The organism is Arenibacterium sp. CAU 1754, assembly GCF_054482635.1.
Map to the genome: position 1 here is coordinate 214,196 of NZ_JBTLRG010000001.1, position 24,062 is coordinate 238,257.

Annotated in this window: 18 protein-coding genes; 14 read left to right on the plus strand and 4 right to left on the minus strand. The window is 59.9% G+C overall.

Going from position 1 to position 24,062, the window contains the following annotated elements:
• Positions 1–11: 11 nt before the first annotated feature.
• The 8 genes from ACXYMO_RS01095 (at position 12) to ACXYMO_RS01130 (ending at position 12,439) form a co-directional block, all read left to right on the plus strand.
• Positions 12–1,415 carry an FAD-binding oxidoreductase gene (locus ACXYMO_RS01095; protein ID WP_458876796.1) on the plus strand — a complete coding sequence of 468 codons (1,404 nt, stop codon included), beginning with the start codon at positions 12–14 and terminating at the stop codon, positions 1,413–1,415.
• Between the two features lie 510 nt (positions 1,416–1,925).
• Positions 1,926–2,654 (plus strand): CPBP family glutamic-type intramembrane protease, encoded by a 729-nt coding sequence (locus tag ACXYMO_RS01100; protein ID WP_458876797.1) that lies wholly within the window; start codon positions 1,926–1,928, stop codon positions 2,652–2,654.
• A complete protein-coding gene (locus tag ACXYMO_RS01105) occupies positions 2,647–4,146 on the plus strand; it encodes a radical SAM protein (protein WP_458876798.1) in 1,500 nt (499 codons plus the stop codon). The genes ACXYMO_RS01100 and ACXYMO_RS01105 overlap by 8 nt, the downstream gene beginning before the upstream one ends.
• A gap of 79 nt (positions 4,147–4,225) precedes the next feature.
• Positions 4,226–4,570 (plus strand): hypothetical protein, encoded by a 345-nt coding sequence (locus ACXYMO_RS01110; protein WP_458876799.1) that lies wholly within the window; start codon positions 4,226–4,228, stop codon positions 4,568–4,570.
• Entirely contained in the window at positions 4,567–7,302 is a 2,736-nt protein-coding gene (locus ACXYMO_RS01115; protein WP_458876800.1) for a hypothetical protein, read from the plus strand. Before ACXYMO_RS01110 ends, ACXYMO_RS01115 begins: the two co-directional genes overlap by 4 nt.
• Positions 7,303–7,799: 497 nt before the next feature.
• Positions 7,800–9,407, plus strand: a complete 1,608-nt coding sequence (locus tag ACXYMO_RS01120; RefSeq protein ID WP_458876801.1) for a hypothetical protein — start codon at positions 7,800–7,802, stop codon at positions 9,405–9,407.
• Positions 9,394–11,202 carry a cysteine peptidase family C39 domain-containing protein gene (locus ACXYMO_RS01125; RefSeq protein WP_458876802.1) on the plus strand — a complete coding sequence of 603 codons (1,809 nt, stop codon included), beginning with the start codon at positions 9,394–9,396 and terminating at the stop codon, positions 11,200–11,202. The genes ACXYMO_RS01120 and ACXYMO_RS01125 overlap by 14 nt, the downstream gene beginning before the upstream one ends.
• 4 nt (positions 11,203–11,206) lie before the next feature.
• The gene (locus ACXYMO_RS01130; protein ID WP_458876803.1) at positions 11,207–12,439 is read left to right on the plus strand and encodes a hypothetical protein; all 1,233 of its coding nucleotides are present in this window, start codon (positions 11,207–11,209) and stop codon (positions 12,437–12,439) included.
• A 138-nt stretch (positions 12,440–12,577) separates the two neighbouring features.
• On the opposite strand, the gene ACXYMO_RS01135 is transcribed toward ACXYMO_RS01130, so the two are convergent.
• Both ACXYMO_RS01135 and ACXYMO_RS01140 read right to left on the minus strand, forming a co-directional pair.
• The gene (locus ACXYMO_RS01135) at positions 12,578–13,264 is read right to left on the minus strand and encodes a TIGR02466 family protein (protein WP_458876804.1); all 687 of its coding nucleotides are present in this window, start codon (positions 13,262–13,264) and stop codon (positions 12,578–12,580) included.
• Between the two features lie 94 nt (positions 13,265–13,358).
• Positions 13,359–14,162, minus strand: coding sequence for a hypothetical protein (locus ACXYMO_RS01140; RefSeq protein WP_458876805.1), 804 nt, complete (start codon positions 14,160–14,162; stop codon positions 13,359–13,361).
• A 336-nt stretch (positions 14,163–14,498) separates the two neighbouring features.
• Between ACXYMO_RS01140 and ACXYMO_RS01145 the strand changes: the two genes are divergently transcribed.
• Complete coding sequence (locus ACXYMO_RS01145; RefSeq protein ID WP_458876806.1) at positions 14,499–15,593, plus strand: CaiB/BaiF CoA transferase family protein; 1,095 nt, start codon at positions 14,499–14,501, stop codon at positions 15,591–15,593.
• 33 nt (positions 15,594–15,626) lie between these two features.
• Here the strand turns inward: ACXYMO_RS01145 and ACXYMO_RS01150 are convergent, their stop codons facing one another.
• Complete coding sequence (locus ACXYMO_RS01150; protein ID WP_458876807.1) at positions 15,627–16,448, minus strand: hypothetical protein; 822 nt, start codon at positions 16,446–16,448, stop codon at positions 15,627–15,629.
• A 718-nt stretch (positions 16,449–17,166) separates the two neighbouring features.
• Between ACXYMO_RS01150 and ACXYMO_RS01155 the strand changes: the two genes are divergently transcribed.
• A complete protein-coding gene (locus ACXYMO_RS01155; protein WP_458876808.1) occupies positions 17,167–18,048 on the plus strand; it encodes a halocarboxylic acid dehydrogenase DehI family protein in 882 nt (293 codons plus the stop codon).
• Between the two features lie 21 nt (positions 18,049–18,069).
• Here ACXYMO_RS01155 and ACXYMO_RS01160 read toward each other — a convergent pair whose 3' ends face one another.
• Complete coding sequence (locus tag ACXYMO_RS01160) at positions 18,070–18,828, minus strand: MBL fold metallo-hydrolase (protein WP_458876809.1); 759 nt, start codon at positions 18,826–18,828, stop codon at positions 18,070–18,072.
• Between the two features lie 240 nt (positions 18,829–19,068).
• Between ACXYMO_RS01160 and ACXYMO_RS01165 the strand changes: the two genes are divergently transcribed.
• The 4 genes from ACXYMO_RS01165 (at position 19,069) to ACXYMO_RS01180 (ending at position 23,677) form a co-directional block, all read left to right on the plus strand.
• Positions 19,069–19,800, plus strand: a complete 732-nt coding sequence (locus ACXYMO_RS01165; protein WP_458876810.1) for an ABC transporter ATP-binding protein — start codon at positions 19,069–19,071, stop codon at positions 19,798–19,800.
• Positions 19,797–20,585 carry an ABC transporter permease gene (locus tag ACXYMO_RS01170; RefSeq protein WP_458876811.1) on the plus strand — a complete coding sequence of 263 codons (789 nt, stop codon included), beginning with the start codon at positions 19,797–19,799 and terminating at the stop codon, positions 20,583–20,585. Before ACXYMO_RS01165 ends, ACXYMO_RS01170 begins: the two co-directional genes overlap by 4 nt.
• Positions 20,586–20,662: 77 nt before the next feature.
• A complete protein-coding gene (locus ACXYMO_RS01175; protein WP_458876812.1) occupies positions 20,663–21,364 on the plus strand; it encodes a response regulator in 702 nt (233 codons plus the stop codon).
• 57 nt (positions 21,365–21,421) lie between these two features.
• Positions 21,422–23,677 (plus strand): hybrid sensor histidine kinase/response regulator, encoded by a 2,256-nt coding sequence (locus tag ACXYMO_RS01180; protein ID WP_458876813.1) that lies wholly within the window; start codon positions 21,422–21,424, stop codon positions 23,675–23,677.
• Positions 23,678–24,062 lie beyond the last annotated feature (385 nt).

The following is a 24,062-nucleotide window of genomic DNA, read 5'->3' on the forward strand; positions in this document are numbered from 1 at the left end:
ATCGGACCGAAATGGACACCGCAACGCTGGATCAGTTGAAATCCGCCGCCGAGGAGAAAGGGTTTGTCGCCGGCGCGGATGTGGGGGCGCGCTATTACACCGACGCGCGGGGCGAGGGGGCCGTGACCCCTGCGCTTGTTCTGCGACCGGACAGCACCGAAACGCTGTCGCGCCTCATGGCCATCTGCCACGCCGCACAGCAGCCCGTGGTGGTGCAGGGGGGCATGACCGGATTGGTCCGCGCAGCGGTTCCCCAGCAGGGCGAGGTCGTCATCTCGATGGAGCGGATGAACCGGATCGAAACACTGGACGAACAGGGGCGCACCATGACCGTGCAGGCCGGAACACCCCTGCAGGTCATCCAAGAGCGCGCTGATGCCCATGGGCTGGTTTTTCCGCTGGATCTGGGCGCGCGGGGTTCGTGCACCATCGGCGGCAACCTTTCGACCAACGCGGGCGGCAACCGGGTGGTGCGGTTCGGCATGACCCGTGATCTGACCCTTGGGGTCGAGGCCGTTCTGGCCGATGGTACGGTCATCAGCAGCCTGACGGGGTTCCTGAAAAACAACACCGGCTATGATCTGAAACAGTTGTTCATCGGCAGCGAGGGCACATTGGGCCTGATTACGCGCGCCACCCTGCGCCTCTTCCCAAAACCGCAAAGCCAGATCGTCGCCTTTTGCGCCGTCGACAGCTTTGACGCCGTGGTTGATTTCATGGCGCATGTGCAATCGGGCCTTGGTGCCGATCTCAGCGCGTTCGAGGTGGTCTGGTCGTTCACCTATGACGCCATCGTTTCGCAGGTCGCGGGCATCAAGGCCCCGCTGGAGACCGGTCATGCGTTCTATGTGCTGGTGGAAATGATGGGCAGCTCGCCGGCGCTTGATCAGGAAAAATTCGAAACTGTCCTGAGGCGCGCTCTGGAGAAAGGGATGATCGCCGATGCGGTCCTGTCCCAGTCCGAGGCTGAGGTCACCGCATTGTGGGACATCCGCGACGGCATGGCCCAGGCCATGCGCCAGCAACATCCTGCCGCAGGGTTCGATATCAGCCTCTCGGTCGCCAACATGAAGGATCTGGAAGGTCGACTGCTTGCCCGACTGCGCCGGGAGATCGGCGACCCGCTGTTGTTCATTGGCGGGCATCTGGCCGACGGCAATCTGCACCTGATGGCAAAATCGCTACGACCGGGCGATCAGCCGGTCGCGGACATCGAATCCATTGTCTATGGGCTGGTGGGTGAACTGGGCGGGTCCATTTCGGCCGAACATGGGATCGGCATGGTAAAACGCGCCCATCTGGGCCAAAGCCGCACTCCGGCGGAACTTACCCTGATGCGCAGTTTGAAACAGACGCTGGATCCGCTGAACCTGCTCAATCCGGGGCGCGTTTTCACGCCGGGATCAGCCGGATAAAGGCACCGTGTTTTGGCACTGATTGAATGCGGACAAAACGCGTCCCGGCTCCGCATGTTTTTCATGTCAGGCCCCGGTGGCCGCGTCCATCGCGCGGGCCGGTGATTTGACGAATCCCGGCCGCCCGATTCCAGCCATATTCCCGCCTTAGCGCGACGAACCCGTCCTCAGGTTGTGAACAATGCGCCTCTTCTCGCGCATACCGTTTCTGGAATTGGCGATAATCTGCCAGAGCCTGCACATACGTAAACCTGTGTGCCTGCCGCTAAAACACTGGAAACGATGGAAAGTTTTTCGGGCCAAAGCACCAATTTCGCCCAGTTCTGGTAGAAAGGTAGTCAGGTGCTACTGAGTGTGGTAATAATTTATTCATAAATACCCGCGCCACGTTTTCATTTGTTGCTTCAAGTGGTGCTTTTTGAGACCAGAAATTTCTTTACGAATCATTTATGCCATTGCCATTTTTTAGTCAGATTTTTTCAAGTAACGGTTTTTTATAAGGGGGCTAGGGTGCCAATCGCATTCGCCATTTGCTTCTTCATCTACGTGGCACTGTCCGAAACATTGCGGCATGGGGTTTTTGGCCTGAGCCCTTCGGAAATCTCGGCGATCTCCTATGTTGCTCTGGCACTTGGCGCGCTTTTGATCCTGCGCGCCGATATCCTGTTCACTCTACGCCCGCCGCGCCATGCGCTTTATGGCGATGCGCGGCTGAACTGGACATGGACCCGCACCGCCATGGGGCTGGTTCTGGGACCGTTGCTCTGGATCATACCGGTGGCCTATGGCGTTTCATTGATTCAGATCAATATCGGCTCCTTTTTGGTGCCGACCCTGATCGAAGCACTGCTCTACGAGGTGGTCATGGTCGCGATCGCGGTCGAGCTTTTCTTTCGCGAGGCGGCGATCAAGGCGTTTCAGGGCAATGTGCCCGCCATGATCCTGGCCTCGTCCCTGGCGTATTTGATCTTTCATATTCCTGCGGGTGTTCCGGCGGCCCTGATTGCGGCTGGCAGTGGGCTGTATTTCCTGACCCTGCGCCTGATCGGGACCAATATCCTTGCCGTCGCTCTGTTGCATGGCGCGACGGTGATCGTGATGACACAGATCATTCCGCTTGGGCTGACCGGTGCCGAGCTTTGGCGCTATTCCGTCTATTTCGCGGTCGCTGCCGTCGTATTGTCGATGGCGGTGCTCAGCCTTTTCATTTTCAACCAGAGAGATCTGCAACATGCCTGACGGTTCGTTCCAATCCCACTCCGATCAGACCGCGACGAGCATCAAGCCGTCGCAATACACCATTCTGGTGCCACTGACCGGGGCGCGCCATCTGGCCTATAATACGGTGTCGCAGTCGTTTTCGGTCTGGGATGCCCAGGACATGGCGCTGTGGCAGGATCTCTCGGTGTCCAAGGCACTGCCGTATTCGGCCCGTTACCGCGGGTTCGTTCAGGGCGGTTACGTGGTTAACGCGGACGCGGACGAACGCGCGGCCGTGCGCGATTCCTATGACAGGGCGCGCAACAACGACTCTCACATGATGGTCACCATCGCGCCGACCCTGTCGTGCAACTTTGGCTGCCACTATTGCTTTCAGGGGCTGGACAAGCCGCTGACGAAAATGACCGCCAAGGTGCGGGATGCGACCAAGGCGTTCCTGATGGAGCGCCTGAAGGGCAAGAAAAGCTTTCACCTGACCTGGTATGGCGGTGAGCCGCTGATGGATCAGGAGGCGATCTGGGACATCTCCAAAGATGCGATCGCCTATTGCGATGCCAACAACATCAAATACACCTCGATGATGATCTCGAACGGCTACAAGATGACCGTTCCGGTTGCCGAAAAGATGAAAGAGGCCCGCGTATCGCGTGTGCAGATCACCATCGACGGCGATGCCGAGGCCCATGACAGCCGCCGGCACCTGACCAGCGGGCGCGGCACGTTCGACAAGATCATCCACAACATCAAGGAGGTGACCGCGCGTCGCCTGCTGAAAGTATCGGTGCGCGTCAACATCGATGGCCAGAACGAGGCCGAGGCGCTGGCGCTTCTGGATATCCTGCAGGAAAACGGGCTGGGCATTCATAACGGCGTATCGGTCTATTTTGCGCCGGTCGAAAGCGTGGCGGAAAATGCGGGGGGCTGTGACAGCTGCCTGTCGAAAACCGATTATGCGGATGTCGAGAACCGGTTGCAGGAACTGGCTTTTGAAAAGGGGCTGATGTCCCTGCCGAAAATGCCCCGTTTCCTGGGGCTGTGCACAGCCGTGAAACCCAACAGCTATGTGGTCGTCCCCAATGGCGATCTGCACAAATGCTGGGACACGGTCATGGATTCGGGCCTGCGCGTGGGCAGCGTTATTTCCGCGCCCCGCAAGTCCGATGCCGGAACCGAAAACATGTGGAACGAATGGTCCCCCTTCGAGAACGAGGTCTGCAGCAGCTGCAAGCTGCTTCCGGCCTGCGGTGGCGCCTGCGCGTTCAAATTCGTTCACAACGATTACGCCTCGGGCGAGGCAGGAAAACTGCCATGCCCGAGCCTGAAATTCAACATGGCCGAGCAGCTGTTCCTGCGTGCGAAAGCACGTGGATTTGTCTCGCAAGACGATTGGGACAAGGAAAGCAGCCCCACGGTCAAGGATGATGGAATGCTCACAGGGAATCGGCACACGCTTGATTCCATCCAGGCAATCCATGGTGCTCTGCAACTTTCACAGGGGGCACCAACCTGAACTGAGCGGGCCAATTTCAGGCCCTACGGCAGCAGCATGCCCACATGGTCATCTGCATTTTAAGAAAGTGAGTTAAGTGATGCTTTTTTTCGACCAGGCCAGTGTGTTTTCGGCCAAATCGATATCACTTTTACAGGCCGCCCATGCCGTGCGCGCCGAACTTGGTGCTGTGTTTTTCAGTGCCAAGCAGACGTTGTGTTTCAATCCTGTTCCCGACGCGGAAACCGCTGTCGATCACGGGCTGGGCACAAGGTCCGCATTCCTCAACCTGTACACTCCGGAACAGCCCAACCTGCATATCGTTGCGCTGATACCGGAATTTATTTGGTCGGTTCCTTTTTCGCCCTGGCCCAAGGCCGTGGCGAGGCGCCTGTTTTCGGGTGTCCGGAACCTGACCACAACTTTTGACTGGAGACTATCATGACACTCTTGGCAACTCTGCGTTCGACGATCGCTGGTTTCACCACCGACACCGAACTGGAAGACATTACAACACTGACCCCTGCCGAGGCCGCAGCCATTTCCGGCGGTATGCCGCCGGCGGACCCCGAGCAGACCGAGAACTCGGGCAACGAAGGCGATGAAGCCGACGAAGGCAACGAGGACGACGAAGGCGACGAAGGCGACGAAGGCGACGAAGGCGACGAAGCCGACGAAGGCAACGAAGACGACGAAGGCGACGAAAACGACGAAGGCGACGAAGGCGACGAGAACGACGAGTTCAACGAAGGCAACGAGGACGACGAAGGCGACGAAGGCGACGAAGGCAACGAAGGCGACGAAGCCGACGAAGGCGACGAAAACGACGAAAACAACGAAGGCGACGAAGACGACGAAGGCAACGAAGGTGACGAAACCGGGTTTGACCAGTTCGCCGACGATGAAGGTGACGAAGGCAACGAAGGCACCGAGGGTGACGAAGAAACCGTATCCTTCGACGAAGACGACGAAGGTAATGAAGGCGACGAAGGCAACGAAGGCAACGAAGGCGACGAAGGCGACGAGAACAACGAAGGCAACGAAAACAACGAAGGCGACGAAGGCAACGAAGGCGGCGAAGGCGACGAAGGCGACGAGGACAACGAAGGCAACGAAAGCCTGTTCGACTTCGAAGACGAAGGCGATGAAGGCGATGAAGGCGACGAGGCCAACGAAGGCGACGAAGGCGACGAGAACGACGAAGACAACGAAGGCAACGAAAACGACGAAAACAACGAAAACAACGAAGGCAACGAAGGCGACGAGAACGACGAGTTGAATGACGGTAACGAAGGCAACGAAAACAACGAAGGCGACGAAGGTAACGAAGGCGGCGAAGGCGACGAAAACGACGAAGACAACGAAGGCGATGAGAACGACGAAGGCGACGAAGGCAACGAAGGCAACGAAGGCGTCGAAGGCGACGAAGGCGACGAAAATAACGAAGGCAATGAAAACGACGAAGGCGACGAAGGCGATGAGGGCCAGGAAGGCAACGAAGGTAACGAAACCTTCGTGGTCGATGACCTGATCGGCGACGGCTTTGAAGGTGACGAAGGCGACGAGAACAACGAAGGCAACGAAGGTAACGAAAGCGACGAAGGCGACGAAAACGACGAAGGCAACGAAGGCGACGAAGACAATGAAGGCAACGAAAGCCTGTTCGACTTTGAAGATGAAGGCGACGAAGGCGACGAAGGTGATGAAGGCAATGAAGGCGGCGAAGGCGACGAAGGCAACGAAAACAACGAAGGCATCGAAAACGATGAAGGTAACGAAGGCGACGAAGGCGATGAATTCAACGAGGTTCTCGTAGACAACGACGTGTTCGGTAATAACGAAGGCGATGAAGGCGACGAGAACAACGAAGGTAACGAAGGCGTCGAAGGCGACGAAGGCGACGAGAACAACGAAGGCAACGAAGGCAATGAACTCGACGAAGGCGTCGAGAATAACGAAGGCAACGAAAACGACGAAGGTGACGAAGCCGACGAAGGCGACGAAGGCAACGAAGGCGACGAAGACAACCAGGGCGATGAGGACGACGAAGGCAATGAGCCTGTCCCGGTTGGACAGAACGACGAAGGCGACGAAGGCAACGAAGGTAACGAAGACATCGGCACGCTGTCGGAAGGCAACGAAGGCGATGAAGGCGATGAAGGCGACGAAGGCGACGAAGCCAACGAGAACAACGAAGACAACGAAGGCGACGAAAACGACGAAAACAACGAAGGCGATGAAGGCGACGAAGACGACGAAGGCGACGAAAACAACGAAAACGACGAAGGCAACGAAGGCGACGAACAGGACGAAAACGACGAAGGCGACGAAGGCGACGAAGGTAACGAAGGCGACGAAGGCGACGAAGGCGATGCCACCCCGAATGACGAAGGGGATGAAGGCAACGAAGTCACGCCTGACGATGAAGGCAACGAAAACAACGAAGGCAACGAAGGCGACGAAAATAACGAAGTCGGCCTGGACGAAGGCAACGAAGGCGACGAAGGCCAGGAAGGCGATGAAGGTGACGAAGCGGGCCTGGACGAAGGCGACGAAGGCAACGAAGGCAACGAAGGTGACGAAGGGAACGAAGCAACCTTTGACGAAGGCAACGAAGGCAATGAAGGCAACGAAGGCGACGAAGGTAACGAAGCCGGCCTGGACGAAGGCGACGAAGGTAACGAGGTTGCCGGTGTTGTTGACGACGAGGGTAACGAAGGCAATGAAGGCAACGAAGGCGACGAAGGTATCGGAGCCACCGAAGACGAAGGTAACGAAGGCAACGAAGGTGACGAAGGTGATGAAGGCGACGAGCCGACCTTTGACGAAGGCAACGAAGGTAACGAAGGCCAGGAAGGCGACGAAGGCGACGAAGCTACCTTTGACGAAGGCAACGAAGGCAACGAGGGCAACGAGGGTGACGAAGGTCTCGCCCCCGGCCAGGACGAAGGTAACGAAGGCAACGAAGACACGCCCAACGATGAAGGCGACGAAGGCAACGAGATTGCCGTCCGCGGCTTCTCGTGTGGTGCTGATGGTGGAGCCGACGATGGCGATGCCTGCGGGGCGGATGCCTGTGCGATTGACGCAGGTGGTGCTTCGGGTGGCGACGACTTCGCAAGCTCGATCGGTGCCGATCTTGCCGGCGGTCTGGATGACATCGACACCGGTGTCTGATCCACAGGTCGCGTGAACGAAGGGAGCAACGGATCAATGTCTGGAATTGCACATGCGATGTCCAAGCGCCCGTTGCTCCCGGTCAGACACCGACCTAACGAACAACAGGAACCGCCCCTTGCACGGGGCGGTTTCGCCTATTTTTCGGGGTGCCGTACCCAGTGGGCCGTTTCGATGTCAGGTTTGGCGCTGGGCGCGCGGTCTCTGGTCATCCGCCGGCATTCCGGTTTCCCGACGGCTCGGACTGCTTTTACGTATCTCGGGTGTGAAACGCTCTTGGCGCCGTTTGACGCCTGATATTTTCAGGACGCCCGAACGGGCGAGGTCACAAGAGTTTGTTATTGTAAGAAACTGATTTGTTTGATGATTGACGATGCCAAATCAAGACGACTCCATGATTTCAGACCCGCAGGGGCGCCCGATACGGAGGCCATGACGGGTTTGATTACAAGGCACAAACCCAATAGGCTGCTTTCATGTTTTGAAGGATTTCTTTGATGAAGCTGTTTTCGGTCTCGATCGGTCTGATCATCGCAGCGCTGGGCATTTTCTATGTGCCGGTGTCCTTTGCGGTTGACGGGTTCGGCCTTGTCGTCAATCCCGGCGGCGTGCGCACGGTGCGGGCGGTTGAGCCGGGAACGGTCCTGCATTTCCCGTCACAGGGCGGGCGGTTCCTTCCGGGGCAGATCGTCAGCGCGGTCACCTATGCGGACTCGGTTGCGGAAAACATCTTGCTCGAAGGGACGATGTATCGCGAACTGGCCAAGATCGAGGCCGATCACCTTGAAAAGACATCCAAGGTTCAGGTGGATTACGACCGCGACCGGGCCAAGCAGATCGCCACGTCTGAACGTCTGGCTGCGCGGACAAAGCTGATGCAGGAAACCGACCAGGTCATTGCCTCGCTGCAAAGCTTTACTTCTGAAAGCGTGACGGACATCGACGCGCTGAACCAGGAACGACTGGCGCAACTGGCCCGGCTTGAGGACCTTGTGAAACGCTCAGGCGAGGTTTCTGCCCTTCCGGCCCAGCGACTGGCGACCATGCTCGAAGAAATCCAGTCCAGCCGCCTGTCGGTGATCACCAGCAAGGGGGCGACCTTTTCCACGGACAAGATGATACTGGATATGATCAAGGGGCAGAACGACCTGATCTATTCCAACTCCATCGATCAGGCCGAAATCGGCATTCTGGAAAAACGGCTGCGCAATCTGGATCAGCAGATCCGCGATCTTGAAACCCTGCGCCAAAGTCAGCGGGCCGAGGCCGAGGCAAGTTTCCTGGCCAAGTCGGTGCTGCCGCAGGTGGCCGTCGCCAACGAGATTTCGGTGGACATGCGCACCTTGCAGGCCAGCCGCGCGGACGTGGCAAAGGGCGATGCGCTGCGCCTTCTTGCGACGGACGCTCCCATCGCAAGTGTCTCATTCGTGATTTATGGCGCGCCTGCGACGGGCCGGATTGCCCTGCGCCATGGCACACGGGATATCGAGCTGTCGCTGCCGGTGGACCGGGATCAGGTCCGCGCCGCATTTGAACAGGTGGGCGTGGATGTCGCCGAGGTGCGACGCGACGCGCAGACCGTCGGCGCGATCGATGTGATTTCCCTGTTCGTGGAGCTGGCGGCATTGCCGGACGACCGGATCTCCGTCGTCTCAAGCGAAGCACGCAATGCCCGGGGGCTGCCCATCTTGGTGGCGGCGGACATTTCCCTGCCCAACCGGTTTGGAGAGCCAAACGAAACCGGGACCAAGAACGAAATCATCGGGTTCTTGGAAAACCGTCATGCGGTCGTGCTTCAGCCCGGGCAACCGGTGCGCGGCACAATCAGTGACACCCGCACGGGGGCCGAAATCGTGTTCGATGCGCGCCTGCTGGAACGCGACTATGCCACTGTCGACACCAAGGAACTGGGCATCCGCCTTGGCAACCAGTCACTGGCGGCCAAGATCATCAAACGCGGCGTGCTCAGCCAGGTGGTGATCGGGGTCGATACTGCGGATGCCGTGCAGATCGAACAATTGCCCGGTGCCGTGGTGCACCTCAGTTTTCCGCTGGCGCGCCAATCCCTGTTCAGCTTTCTGATGGCCAAAAATGCTCCGATCTAGCTTCTTCTGGTTTCGCGCCATTTGGACGTTGCTGCGCAATCGGCGCCATTTCGTGATGCAGACGGGCCGCACCGATTGCGGTGTGGCCAGCGCGCTGACCGTCCTCAACATGCTGGGGCGCAAGTCGGATGCGGTGCATGCGGTCGATCATATGGATGCCGACCGAACCGGGACAACGCTGGACGCGCTGCGCCGCTTTTTCGAGGAACAGCACGGGTTTGCCGCCACGGCGCTGTCTGTGCCTGCCGCGCGGCTGCACAAGATCAAGGGGCACATCATCCTGCACATGCAGCAGCAGCATTACGTGGTGCTGCTGCGCCAAACCGCGCGCGGAGTTTTGGTGTTTGATCCGGCCATGGGTGTGGTGTTCTATCCCAGGGCGGATTTTGCCAGTCTCTATTCCGGGTTCCTTCTTGAAATTCAGCCACGGCACCGGTCGGCCCCGGTCACAACGCTGCCGGCCCTGCCGGCGGTTCAGAAGATCGTCGGCGGAAATCCACGCCGTGGCCTTGAGGGGGCGGCACTGTTTATGATCGGGCTGGCATCGCGCCTTTTGGAATGTGCGCTTTTGCTGTGTCTGGTGGCGGCGCTGTTCCTGGTTCTGAACCACGCCAGTTTCCCGTCACTGCTGACGGTGTTTGGGCTGGTCGTCGTCTGTGGCGGCCTGCTTCTGGTGGCGCGCCAGACCCGGTTCGAAGGCGAGGACAAATGGGTGCGCCGCAAACAGTCGCGCCTGTGGCGCGGTCTGTTACGAACGTCGCTGCGTGGGCGCGATCTCAACGGGTTTCGCGGCCGCTTTGAAAAAGATGTTTCAGGCGCGCTGCGCAGGGGCATGATTGTCTCCATGCCGCAGCATTCGCAAATCCCCGCCGCGCTTGGCTCGTTGCTGGGTCTTTCGGGGCTTTTGTGCCTGCTCAACCCGATCGTGGCCGGTGTGCATCTGACGCTGTTCGCGGCACTGCTGGTGATCACCCAGCTGAACGACATTCAGCTTTGCCGCGTTTCGGTCCGCCCGGGGATCGGGCGATACTCCAAAATGGGCCAGCGATACAGCCTGATCAGCGGCGCCATTGCCCCCGATCTGTTTGGCGAACTCGCCAAATGGAGCGTGATCGGTTTTGCCGGGTTCAGCGTTCTTCTGGCCAATCTGCCGCCGGCGGCCCTGATGTTCTGGATTCTCACGGCGATGCAATTGGTTCCGATCGATTTCCGCCGGGTTCAGGTGGTGTCGCCATTGCTTGGGGCGCAGGCGCCGGTGTCGGAGCTTCTGGCCGTCGAGGTGCCCCTGCGCCGTCAGAAGGTGGTGGGCGAGGTGGCCGTCAAAGTGGCACAGCAGGACAACCAGTTGCGCATCGACGGCATCGCGCCGCTGACCGCAACGCTGCAACAACCCGATCTGACCGTGCGCGAACAGCGCCTGATCATGGCTGATGTCGTGCGGCTTGCGATTGACAACATGCCTGAACAGGATCGCCCGCAACTGGGCCCGATCCGCATTTTCGGCCCGGGTCAGGACGCATCCCAGGCCGATTTCGAACATCTGATGATCGCGCAAGAGACACGGTCAGGCGAAACCCTTCCGGTGCTGCGGGACACGCGCAAGGTGATGGACCTGGGTCTGAAGGATCCGGTGCTGCGGGACCTGCACAGCTGTGCGCCGGGGGACTTTCCGGTGTTCTGGGATTATCGCGGCCGCATTCCGGTCGCAGATATCCAGAAACGTCTTTCCGATACCGGGCTGACCCACGCCGGACATCTGACAATGAAACGCTTAACCGTGGTCAAGGCGGCCTGATATCATGACGGCGATCTATCCCATACTCAGCGACATCTGGCCTTACTCCGAGGCGGCAGTGCCCCCTGAACTGGCGTCGCTGCCGGTAGATTTTTTCTTTACCGATCCCAAAGGGTCGGGTGTGACCGCCGCGCAATGGGTCACGCCGGTTGACCCGGCCGCCGCGCCGCGCGCCAGCTATGCGCTGCGGGTGTCACGGGCAGGGGGGCGGGGCGAACTGGCCAGGTGGGATCCGACGCGTGGCGACTGGACCCGGGTGAAAACCTTTCCCGTCCCCGACGACGACCCGGCCTGCGCCATCATCGAGCTGCATGGCATCTTGCTGGGAAATGTTCAGGATGTGGACATGCTGGCGGCGCGTCTCAAACATCTGCTCAGTTCCGAACTGACCGAGATGAAAGCCTATCGCATCACTTCCAAGGTTCTGTCGGTCATGTCGGTGATTATCCTGTTCTTCGCCGTCCGGTCGGGCGTTGAATCCGCCGCGATAGAACCGTTTGCCCTGATCTTTGCCATCGCCTTTGGTGTTGGCCTGATCGCGGTGGGGCTGCGCACCCGCTGCAAACTGCTGAGCGATCAGGGGCTCGCGCGGCTGCGTGAACAGTTTCAGTTCGAGTACCGCAAGGACCTCCATGCACCGCTCAGCCTCAACCACCTGTCCAACCTGGTCAAGGAGCATGACCGCAAACGCGAGGAAGAGGCGGTGATCTTTGGCTTCTTGCTGCTGATGTGTTTTGTCTATTTCATCTCGCCATTGGTCGTGATCGGCGTGGTTGTGGCGCTGATCGTCGTGACGTTGATTACCGGTGATCCGGGCATGCTGCGGATTCTGGGGGTCGCCTATGACCGGTCCGAGACGCGGCTGGAACAGTCGTTCCTGTCCTTTCGCGCGGCGAATGATGCGCTGGCGCCGCCAGCGTTGCGGACGGCCAAAAAGCAGGTGCTGCGCGACCGAATTCGCCGCTATGCGGACATGATGGGCCGGGTCCGCGATACTCAGGGGCGGTTCCGGCTGACCCAGGATATCGCGGTCGCGGTGGCGTTTCTGATCATCTTTTCGGCCTATGCCTTTCCGATTGCGGCCGGGCTGCAAAAGCTGGCCGTCAGCAAGGCGGATTCACTGGTGACCACGTCGCTGTTCCGCGTCGCGCCGGTGATCATCCTGCTCAGCATTTCGAAATCGACCGTGGCGCTGGCGCAGATCGTGAACCGCAAGATCGTGGCGCTGTCCCGCTGAGCGGGTTGCAGAAACCCTCGAGCCTGCCGAATTGAAAAACCGTCTGCGCGGGGGCGCAAACGGTTTCATTTGTGCATGAATTTCCGGTGAACTGGTGACGTTCCCCGGGACGCGACCGCGCCCCAAGGGATACCAAGGTCACTTGGAGGGTTTTGGTTTGCGCTTCTGATTGATGTTGAAGCTGATGATGATCCGTTCGGAATCCTTGCCGTCGCCTTCGGCCAGGTTTGGGTCCACACTGTGATACAGCCAGCTGGGGAAGAACAGCATCTTGCCCGCCACCGGCTTGACCTTGACCTTGGACCAGCACTCGGTCTTGCGCCGCTTGTTCGGGATGTATTGCGGGCTGGACATGATCTGTTGGGTGCGCGGATCGGTGAAATCGATCTGACCGGCGCCTTCGGGGGCCTGGACGTAATAGACCCCGCTCCACAGCGCGCCGGGGTGGATGTGCGCCCGGTTCGAACTGCCCGGCGGGTTGGTGATCGACCACATGGTGGTGATCTGAAGGCGGGTGTTCGTGTCGTATCCGAGGTTCTCGTGAATGCCCGCCAGCATCATGTGCGCCCGGTCGGTCAGGCGCTGGAACTTGGCTTCCTTGTGCAGGTTGTTGTGGCTGTGCCACCCGCCCAGAGAGCGGAAATTCGACCGTTCGATGCCTTTGGAATCGCGCTCGCGCTCTTCAAAGATCGCTTGCAGGATTTCCCTGTTCATGGATTCTGCGTCATGCAGTTTGATCGAATAAAGCAGAGTGGGAAAATAGTCGTCCCGGCGCAGTTCATCTATTCCTGAGCCGGTCTCAATCTGCGAAATCGTCCGCGTCATTTTTGTTCTCCTTGTCTTAAATTTCTAACGCGTTTGCGGAAAATCGTCCCGCCGTGAGTGCGAAATTAGTGATTCGTTTCAATAATACTTAAGCTTAATGGCAAGTATCGGGCGGTGTTGGCGCCGGTGCAAGTTCCGGAACGTTTTCAAGTATTTCGGCAACAACCAAAATCCTGGCGGGCACCCTTGCAAGGATGTCCCGACTGTCGACCGGCGGAATACGTCCCGGGTGGCGCAGCAGCCCATAGGCAAACAGCGCCGTTTCCGCCAGATCTTCGCCCTCGGGGTTGTCCTCGGCATACCGTGTGACAAATCCCGGATCGCTGTTCTGGGCGGCGCGCCATAGATCGGACCGGGCATGGTCGCGATCCAGCGAGGCATGGACCGATTCATGCATCAGGGATTCTTCCAGATGTTTCTGTTCGATCCTCAGGCTGACCTTGTCCTGATACATGAAAATCTTGCCCGGGCCGCCGTGAAACCCTTTGTCGCCCTTGTGCACGCCAAATTGTTTGATGCCCTGACGGAACACCAGCGGCAGCTGGCCCAATCCGCGAGTGTACCGCATCGCCTCTGCGCGGGCCTCTTCGGGGGTGCCGAATTCCGGGTTCAGGATGATGTCGATGCTGGGTCCCTCTGCGAAATAGGCGCGGAACAGGAACACGTTCAGGTCGGATTCCCCGTCCATGCGTTTGTCCCACATCTGCCGGATGTCGCGGCCTTCGTAGCTCAGGCAGACGAACTGGCTCGGATCATCCTCGCGGATGATGTCAAACACTGTGTCCGCGGTTGAACTGAACGTCGGTTCTACCGCCATCGCAGAGGAGGCCATTAGCAGGCTGACGGCACCAGCACGGCACAGGGTGTTCAGGACGGATGATAAGGTGCTGTCGGGCATCCAATGTTTCCAGTTGCAAGCAACCGATGAAACGCGGTTGTTCAAAAATGTCATAAGCAAAACTGTTCTCAATCAGTAATATACACGGCCAAAATATAACGACCAACTCAATCAATATAATCAGGAGCATAGCCAATTCGATGACGTGACGCAATGGAATGGTGGGCCCGGTGCCGCGCCCCAGTTTGAGGCGCAAGATCATGCCGGGTTTGGACAGCTGTCTTGGCTGAAACACGCCGATGGCCGCCGCCGGCGGGGTGCAAAACCACGCATTGCGGTCGGCGCAAATCCCCGCATAGTCACGACAGGGACAGTTGCAAACACAAGGGGCAGGTCATGTTGAACGGAATCCGGATTATCGAGGTTGAAGGGATCGGGCCGGGCCCGTTTGCCGGGATGATGCTGGCCGACATGGGGGCCGAGGTCATAAAGGTGCAACGCCCCGGCGGCGCCGTATCCCCCGGCGTGCCGGACAAGGCAATTCTTGACCGGGGCAAACGCTCGATCGTTCTGGACCTCAAGGATGCGGGGGACGGGGATGTGTTCTTGCAGCTCGTGGGCACGGCCGATGGGCTGATCGAAGGGTTTCGCGCCGGTGTGATGGAGCGGCTGGGTATTGGCCCCGCGGATTGCCACGCGGTGCGCCCGTCGCTGGTTTACGGGCGGATGACCGGATGGGGGCAGGAGGGACCGCTGGCCAAGGTCGCCGGGCATGACATGAATTATATCGGATTGGCCGGGGCCTTATGGCATGCCTCGCTGCCCGGACAGCCCCCCATCGCGCCGCCGACACTGGTCGGGGATATTGGCGGCGGGGCGCTGTACCTCACCGTCGGTCTGCTGGCGGGTATCCTGAATGCGCGCGCCACGGGAAAGGGCACGGTTGTGGATGCAGCCATTTACGACGGGGCGGCGAACATGATGAACCTTCTGATGACCCTGGCCCAGACCGGCGGTTTTTCTTCGCAGCGGGGGCAAAGCCTGCTTGATGGTCCACACTGGAGCCGAACCTATCGCACCCGCGACGGCGGGTTCATGTCGGTTCAAAGTCTTGAGCCGAAATTCTACGCGATCTTTCTGGACAAGATGGGGTTGGCCGGCGACCCGGACTTTGCCAATCAGTTCGACAAAGCGGCCTGGCCCGATCTGTGCACCCGGCTTGAGCATCTCTTTGCGACCCGCGATCGGGATGACTGGGCGGCGGTGTTTGTCGGATCGGATGCCTGCGTCGCGCCGGTTCTGACGCCCGAGGAGGCGCTGGAGCACCCGATGAACGCCGCGCGGGGGGCGTGGGCGCGCATCGATGGTGTCCTACAGGCGGCGCCGGCACCCCGGTTCGGGGCCAGGAACGACTGGCAGCCCGCGCCGATCCCCGAGCGTGGCGCGGACACCGAACGCGTTCTGGGCGAACTGAAGGGGAAAGAGGCGTAAACGCACAGCGCCTCATCCCGGGTTAGGTTTCAGTCATTGCAGCCGGGTTTGCAGCAGAATGACGTAAAAGGCCGTGCCGTGGTGCATCATTGCACTGATCTTTGCCTGATACCGGCCGATCTGCTGGTGATGCACATAGCGGGTGATGCAGGTGTGCACGATGCCCCGGCGCAGGATGTCGGTGGGGGAATCGTCAGGCTCAAGATCCAGCGCGGCATAGTCGAACAAGGACCTGTTCCAGGGACCATAGGCACCACCATCAAAAGCCTCTCGTGCGCCCTTGTTGGCATAGCGGACGATCATGTCGGCATCGGCGATCAGGATCGGGGCCGGGACGATTTCAAGCCCGGACCGCAATTCGTTTTCGGGTATCTTGAAGACAAGAAACCCGTCATGCGCGCCGGATGCATCGACCACCGGCATGATCAGCCGCCGCCAGGACGAAACAAAGATCTGGTGTGGTGTTTGATGCACGGTCATGACCCGCTGCTGTCGGCGCGCTGCTGCCTGATAGACCGTAGCAAAGAAAGCGCTGGTATGGCCGCCAAAATCGTTCGAGCATGCGCCGGTCATGTCGCGGCCAAAAACGGTGGCGATACCCGATCCAAAGTGCACATAGCGATAAAGGGAGGGCGCGCCCTCTGGTTTCAGACGCATCAGCCAATCCGCCATTGTGCCGAACGTCCGCATTGAAAGCCGTTCGGATTGAATGCATCCGGCGCTGTCGGAAATCTGATCGCAAAGCCGGGAAAACTGGTTCAGCAGGGAATTCCCGTCCATGCGGGTGTCAGGATTCCACAGAATGATCGGCGCTGGCGCACCGTGATCGGTGAACAGGCGGCGGACGGAAGACATGCCTTGGGCGGCTGTATGAGATTGGGCATCCTGTCGGAAATCCGAAGGGGGTGTCAGCAGATGAACCAAAACGACATCCTCATGATTGGCAACAAATGAGTCGATTTGAATTTATTGTTGCATCATCCCGGACAAAGGTTGCCAAATCGTTAATGCCTTCTCATGGCGTTAAGAAATGGGTCTGATTTTGGCGGGACTAACTGGGCGAACAAGGCCGGGCTTCAGGCCGGTCGAAGTGTGTCGGGGCGTGTTCCGCATGGTTCGAACGTCAGCGCCATGGCATTGAAATGAGGGCCTGTTCACCCTCAGATTGTCTGGTCCGGGTGATAAACCTCCTTATTTTCCAATGTTCAAAGACGCCGTTTGGACGTCTTTGAGTGCCCAGCATGCGTGGGGTGTTCACCGGAAAGACGCGTCCGCAGGGCGCCGCCAACGTCTTGCGAAACGTGGCGCCAGATTTGGTCGTGAAATCCACCGCTACCGAAAAACTGCGGTCCGGTCACAGGGCAGCGATGAACGACATGGGCAGCGACGCAACGGAATTGGGATCACGTCATGACAACCTGTCTTGTCATTGATCCGGCGATCAACCAACATGGTTCCGGGTGGAAGAACCAAAAAGAAATCGAGCCGGGCAAGACGGTATTATCATCGTGGGGGATGATAGACGTTCAGATACCGTTTTGGCCAAGCTCCCAACGCGCCTGGGTCACGACTTATGATTGACAAACTACCTCGCCGGAAACCGGCTCCGATTCCGGATATTCGTCCGGTGCCTGAATACCGCGCGGGTCCGGCATTGCTCGAGACCTATGCAGACACCAAGGATATTCTGAGGGTTCCGTGGATGGGCGTGGTGACCATGTCCTTTGCCCAGTATCCCCAGTTCTGGCGCACCTTGTGGTCAGGCCTTCGGACCTTGGCGCAGAGCGCCGAATTTCAGGCTGCCTGTCGCCGCGTGCGTGGCGTGGCCGAGGCCGGTGCGCAGGAAATCGCGCCGCGCGACATCACCGCAAAACTGGAAGAGATGGGATACGCCCCGCGCGAGATGGATGACATCCGGCGACTGATCGAGACATTCTCAGCAGGCAACATGCCCTATCTGCTGATAGCCACCGCTGCGCGGATGCTGCTGGAAGGGCATGAAATGTCCGCCGACATCCATGTACGCACGTCGCGCGGTTATGCGGGTGCGTCGATGCAGACACCGCTGGTTCTGATGGAGCCGCATCACGCGGATGATGCCACGGGCAAGGTGTTCCGCAGCATTCAGAAAACGCTGGGTCTGCCCTTCGTGAACACCGATTACCGGGCCCTGGCACGCTGGCCCACCTATTTTCAGACGGCATGGACGGGGCTGCGCCCGCTGGTGGGCAGTGTTGATCACCTGGCCGCGGTCGAGGCCGTGCACAGCGAGGCGGTGGCGCTGATGGCGGCGATCCCGAATCCCGGCCGGCTGTCGGTCGCCTTGCTGCAGGATGCCGCCGATCAGGATGCCCCGCTGGAAGAGGTCCTTGCCGTTGTGCGTCTGTTCCAATGGCTGCTGCCCGAACTGGTGGTCAACGTGGCCTGCCTGCGCACGCAGATGATCGGCGAGTGACCCCCCGGGAGCGCCCTGCGCTCAGGTAAAACTGTGGGGCGCTTTTCTCAGGGTTTTCCACTGATCGGGGCAATGGCCATAGATCACGGTTGCATCGCTCCGGTCCGCGAGGGTCATCAAGCGCTGTGCCTGGTGGCGCGCCTGATCGGAGTCCCAGGCCCCGGCAAACCCTTCGTCAATTTCGCCGGGGCGTGAAATCGCATCCGACGTCCACAAGACCGGGCCCGTGTGGGGCAGGTCGATGCGCAGGGCCAGCTGGCCGGGGCTGTGACCCGGTGTCAGCAGAACCTCGAGCCCCGGGCCAAGACGGGTGTCCCGTTCGATCAGGGCATAGCTCCGCCCGGGCCAGGTCATCGGGCGCACATCGCCCCAATAGAGCGGCCGGTCGAGGGCACGTTCGCAGGCCCCGATCACGATCTGGGCCTGCGGGCAGTCTGCCATGCCACCGACATGATCGATGTGGGTGTGGGTCTGAACCATCAGCGTGATCTTATCCAATGCGCTGCCGGCAAGCGCCAGTTGCGCCGCTACCCGGTTCTGCGCAGTGCAGGTCAGCAATTGCCCAAAGGCGTCCAGGCGGTCCTCGCGACCGGCAACGGCGGGATCTTCGGTATATTTGGGCGGAAACCCTGTATCGACCAGCACCTGTTCGTCCGCGTCCGTTCGGATCAGCGCGCCCATGATGCCGATGTCGCGCGGACCGGAATGCACCCGGAACAGCCCATAATCCAGAATGGTCAGGGAGACGGGGCGGCCCGTCAGGCATTCCAATGCGGTCATGTCACGATCCTTTGCACGGGGTTTACCCTCCTGAATAGTCGGGAATTGGCCGTTGCGCAAAACCTGGACATCACCGGCACGCCCCGAGGACAGGAAACCCAAGGAAGCCCTTGTTCCAAAGTCGTTTTGCGACCATGGTCGCTGTGGTCACGCGGCAGGCCGACCTTAGGCTTTGGCGGGTGACATGTGGGAGGGGGCAAAGCGTATGCAGCACAGGCAGTGGCAGTCGGGAGAGGGACCATGACAGCCGGATTGTCGGTTTCGGGTCTGAGCCACAGCTACGGCGCCCGCCAGGCGCTGAGCGATGTGAGTTTCGACGTCGCACAGGGGACGTTCTGTGCCTTGCTGGGGCCGAACGGGGCAGGAAAATCAACGCTCTATTCACGTCTCACCCGGTTGATGAGCGGACCCCCGGCCCAGATCCGCATTGCCGGGATCGATCTTGAGGCGACACCGCGCAAGGCCCTGGCGCAGATGGGCATCGTGTTTCAGCAGCCGACGCTGGATCTGGACCTGACGGCGCGCCAGAACCTCAAGTATTTTGCCGCCTTGCACGGGATCAGCGGACGCGAGGCACAGGCGCGGATCGAGGCCGCGCTGGAACGGCTGGGCATGGCCGAGCGGGCGCATGAAAAAGTGCGCAACCTCAACGGCGGTCATCGCCGCCGCACCGAAATTGCACGTGCCCTGCTGCACAGCCCCAAGGTCCTGTTGCTGGACGAGGCGACCGTTGGTCTCGACGCTGCGACACGCAGCGATATCACCAGCCATGTGCACGCGCTGTGCGCGGACGACGGGATGACCGTGCTCTGGGCGACGCACCTGACGGATGAAATCTGGCCCGACGATCAGGTGGTCGTGCTGCATCGCGGGAAAATTCTGGCCAACAGCACGGCCAGCGGTCTGGCTGGGGATGCAGGGCTGAAGGAAACCTTTCTTGAAATGACGGGCGAGGGCGCCGACGCGGCATGAGCAGATATCTGACAGCAATGTTTGCGATCATCGCACGTGAGGCGCTGCGCTTTGTGCATCAGCGCGAACGGTTCATCGCGGCCCTTGTGCGCCCGTTGATGTGGCTGCTGGTGTTCGCGGCCGGGTTTCGGGCGGCGCTGGGGCTGTCGATCATCCCGCCTTACCAGACCTATATCACTTATGAGACCTACATCGTCCCGGGCCTGTGCGGCATGGTCCTGCTGTTCAATGGCATGCAAAGTTCGCTGAGCCTGGTGTATGATCGGGAAATGGGGTCGATGCGCCTGCTGCTGACCAGCCCGCTGCCGCGGTGGTGGCTGCTGTTCAGCAAGTTGATGGGATCAACCGCCATTTCGATCGTGCAGGTCTATGTGTTTCTGGCGGTGGCCGCCGCGTTTGACATCACCATGCCGCTGATGGGCTATGTCGCCGTGTTTCCGGCGCTGGTTCTGGCGGGGCTGATGCTGGGCGCGCTGGGGTTGTTCCTGTCCAGCCTGATCAGTCAGCTCGAAAATTTCGCCGGCGTTATGAACTTCGTGATCTTTCCCATGTTCTTCCTGTCCTCGGCGCTCTACCCGCTGTGGAAAATGGCCGAAAACGCGCCGCTTCTGGCAGATATCTGCCGGGTGAATCCGTTCACCCACGCGGTCGAAGTTATCCGGTTTGCGCTCTATCTCGAAATAAACCCGATGGCGACGCTCTGGACGGTGCTTGCGGCGGTGGGTTTCATCGTTTTGGCGGTCTGGGGCTATGACCCGGCGCGGGGGTTGAAACGGCGTCTGTAACGGAGCCTTGGTCGGCTGTCCGATCCTAGTACTTTTTGACAGGTGACCCGGCCGGCAACCAAGGATAGGCTATCGCAATGCAAAAGGATCCTCACGCGCACACCGGTTTGCGCCCCTCGGAAGGGGGGACGGAATGGGCGTTGATCGTGGACGATCATCCGCTGTTTTGCGATGCGCTGGAACTCACGCTGAAATCCGTGTCGCAGTATGAACAGATCATGACCGCCAACCGCCTGTCCTCGGCGCTGGAACTGATCGCGCACAAATCGCCACCCTCGCTGATCGTTCTGGATCTGAACCTCCCGGATGTGACCGGGTTGGACGGTGTTGTGCGCATGCAGGCGGCGGCGCGCAATTGCCCGGTGATCGTTGTGTCCTCGATGGATGACAACGCCATCATCGGCGGCACCATCGGGGCAGGGGCCGCCGGTTTCGTGCCCAAGCACAGCCGCCGCTCCGTCTTCAAAGAAGCGCTGGAAACCATCGGGCGGGGCGAAATCTACAAGCCGCCCGGATATGTCCAGACCGAGGAATCGGTGAACATTGCCGATACCGTGGACAGGCTGTCATCGCTGACCCGACAGCAGACGCGCATTCTGGAACTGATCTGTGACGGCAAGCTGAACAAGCAGATCGCCTTTGACCTGTCGATTGCCGAAACCACCGTCAAGGCGCATGTCACGGCGATCATGCGCAAGCTGGGCGTTCAAAGCCGCACACAGGCGGTTCTGGTGGCCCAGCAGGCCAAATTTGCCGCGGTCTTGCAAACGGGCGACTGACACCACATCATCGCGTCCGGACGGCAGATGTAGCCAAGTTGCAAAAGGCCGGGGCGCGTGGACCTTATCAACCCAAACGACAGTATCGAGCGGCAGAACGAAAAGCTGTTGCAGATCGTGCAGGCGTTGATGCGCCGCGCCGAGCAGATCACTGAACCATCAAGCCTGGCCTATGCCCAATTCGAACGCGCGGCCATGCTTGAGGCGCAGGTGCATGAACGCACGGCCGATCTGGAACGCACGCTGGATCTACTGAACCTGTCCAACCAGCGGCTGGCCGAGGCCAATGCCGAAACCGAACAGGCCTGGGCCAACCTGACCGAGGCAACGGAAACCATCCACGACGGTCTGGCACTGTTTGACCGCGATGACAGGCTGGTGTTTTTCAACAGCATGTTCGGGAGCGAATTGCCGGATGTCCAACGCCGGCTGAAGTCGGGCCTGAAATTCAGCGCTTTCATCGACATCGTCAGCCAGAGCCAGTTCCTGGATCTGTCCCGCTTCCCCTCGCGCGAGGCCTGGATCGTGTGGCGCATGCAGCAGCACCGGCGCGATCAGGTTGTGTTCAATCTGACGGTTGGAGATGGGCGGCAGCTGCAGGTGAGTTCACATCGCACACCGGCTGACAACACGGTCATCATGCACACGGACATCACCGATATTGTCCGGCTCGAGCGGCTGGAGCGTGACAAGCTGATGGATCAGCAGGCGATGTTGCTGCGTGCCACGCTGAACCACCTGGACCAAGGCGTTTGCATCTTTGACCGCGAGGGCAAGCTGGTCGGGTGGAACCGGCGTCTGGATACATTGCTGGCGCTGCCTGCCGATCACAATTCGCGCGGGTTGAACGTATCGGCCCTGATGGAGCGGCTGAGCGGTCAGATCGAGATCATCGGACATTTCAGTTTCGCGGCCTTTCAGGCCTGGGCCGATCAGAAAAGCGGGCGGTCGCCCATCGCCTTCGAAGTTCGGCGGGGCGCGCGCTCCGTGCTGAGCGTTTTCGGACAGGAAATGCCGGATCAGGGCTTTGTTCTGAGCTTTACCGATGTCACCGCCGAACGGGAAAACGCCAATGCACTGTTTGAAATGAACGAACAGCTTGAGCGCCGTGTCGAGGAACGCACCATCGAACTGGGGCAGGCGCTGACCGAAGCGGAACGCGCCAATGCCTCGAAGACACGGTTCGTGGCGGCGGCCAGCCATGACCTGCTGCAACCGTTGTCGGCGGCCAAGCTATTCGTGTCCTCGCTGATCGAGGGCGAAATCGACCCGTCACAGGTGCAGGACGTGGCACGCAAGGCCGAAACCTCACTGCAAAGCGTCGAGCAGATCATCGAGGCGTTGTTGCATATTTCGCGGCTGGATTCACGTATCGCGACCTTTGACCGGCGGCCCGTGCCGCTGCAGCCGCTGTTGGAAACCCTGAAAACCGAACTCGACCCCGAGGCGCGCGCCAAGGGGCTGACCTTTGACGTGGTCCCGTCCAGCCTGGTGGTACACAGCGATCCGGGCTATCTGCGCCGCATTTTGCAGAATTTGATCGTGAATGCGCTGCGCTATACGGATCAGGGCAAGGTTCTGATCGGGGTGCGCCGGGTGAACGGGGCGGCCCGGATCGAAGTGTGGGACACCGGCCAGGGCATGAGCGAGAATGACCAGAAGGTGGTTTTCGACGAATTCCGCCGGCTGGAGCAAGGCCGAAACGCGGCCGAGGGGCTGGGCCTGGGGCTTGCCATTGTCGAAAGGGCGTGTGCGGCGCTGGACCATCCGCTGCGCCTGCGCTCGAAACCGGGGGTGGGCAGTTGTTTCTCGGTCGAGGTGCCCGTGCTGGACCGCTATCACGCGGGTGTGCGCGACAGTGCAAGAGGCGTTGATGGCAAGGCGACAGAGGCCTGCGCCGGTGTGGTTGTCCTGCTGGTGGAAAACGATCCGCAGTTGTCCAATGCGCTGTCGATGCTGATCGAAGGCTGGGGCGGGATTGTTCTGGCCGTCGACTCTGCGACCGAGGCGCTGGCGCTGCTTGAGGACGTCGATATCGTTCCCGAGGCGATGCTGCTGGATTACCATCTGGACAATGGCCAGACCGGGATCGAAGTCTATGAGGCGGTCAAGGAACGGCATGGTGCCTTGCCGACGCGGATCATCACCGCCAACCGCAGCAGCGATTTGCGCCGCCAATGTGCCGAGCACAAGTTGATGATCCTGTCCAAACCGATCGACCGGGCGCGGCTACTGGCCTTTCTGAGCGCCGTTGGCACAGCCAAATCCGCGGATGAAGACGGCAGCAGATCAGCCTCGGCAAACAACGGGTAGGGGGCGGATTTCGAATCGAACCTGTGCCGTGTTCGGGCGCGGGTCCGGGCGGTGTGCGACTTTTGGGCGTGCCGCAGTGCGGCAGGAGTTTTTGGGTCCGCGCAGCACGCCGACGGGCATCATTTCACCTGATCCGGGGTGGGTGAGCCGCCGGGGTGCGACCGGTTCGGAAATCCGGGCAAACCCTATGCCCTTGCTTTCATGTCGTTTTGACGGGCTGAAAAACCGCCTTTCCGGGGCTGCTAATTAGGGGACTCCGCCGTGTGCAGCGACAGGTCAAGGGCAGGGCCGATCGGTGTGCCAGGAATGGCTCTGTGCAGGTGCCGCGCGTCCTTCCGAGACTTTAGTCTCATCATTCCGACTGCCTTCTTGGTTTGATCAAACG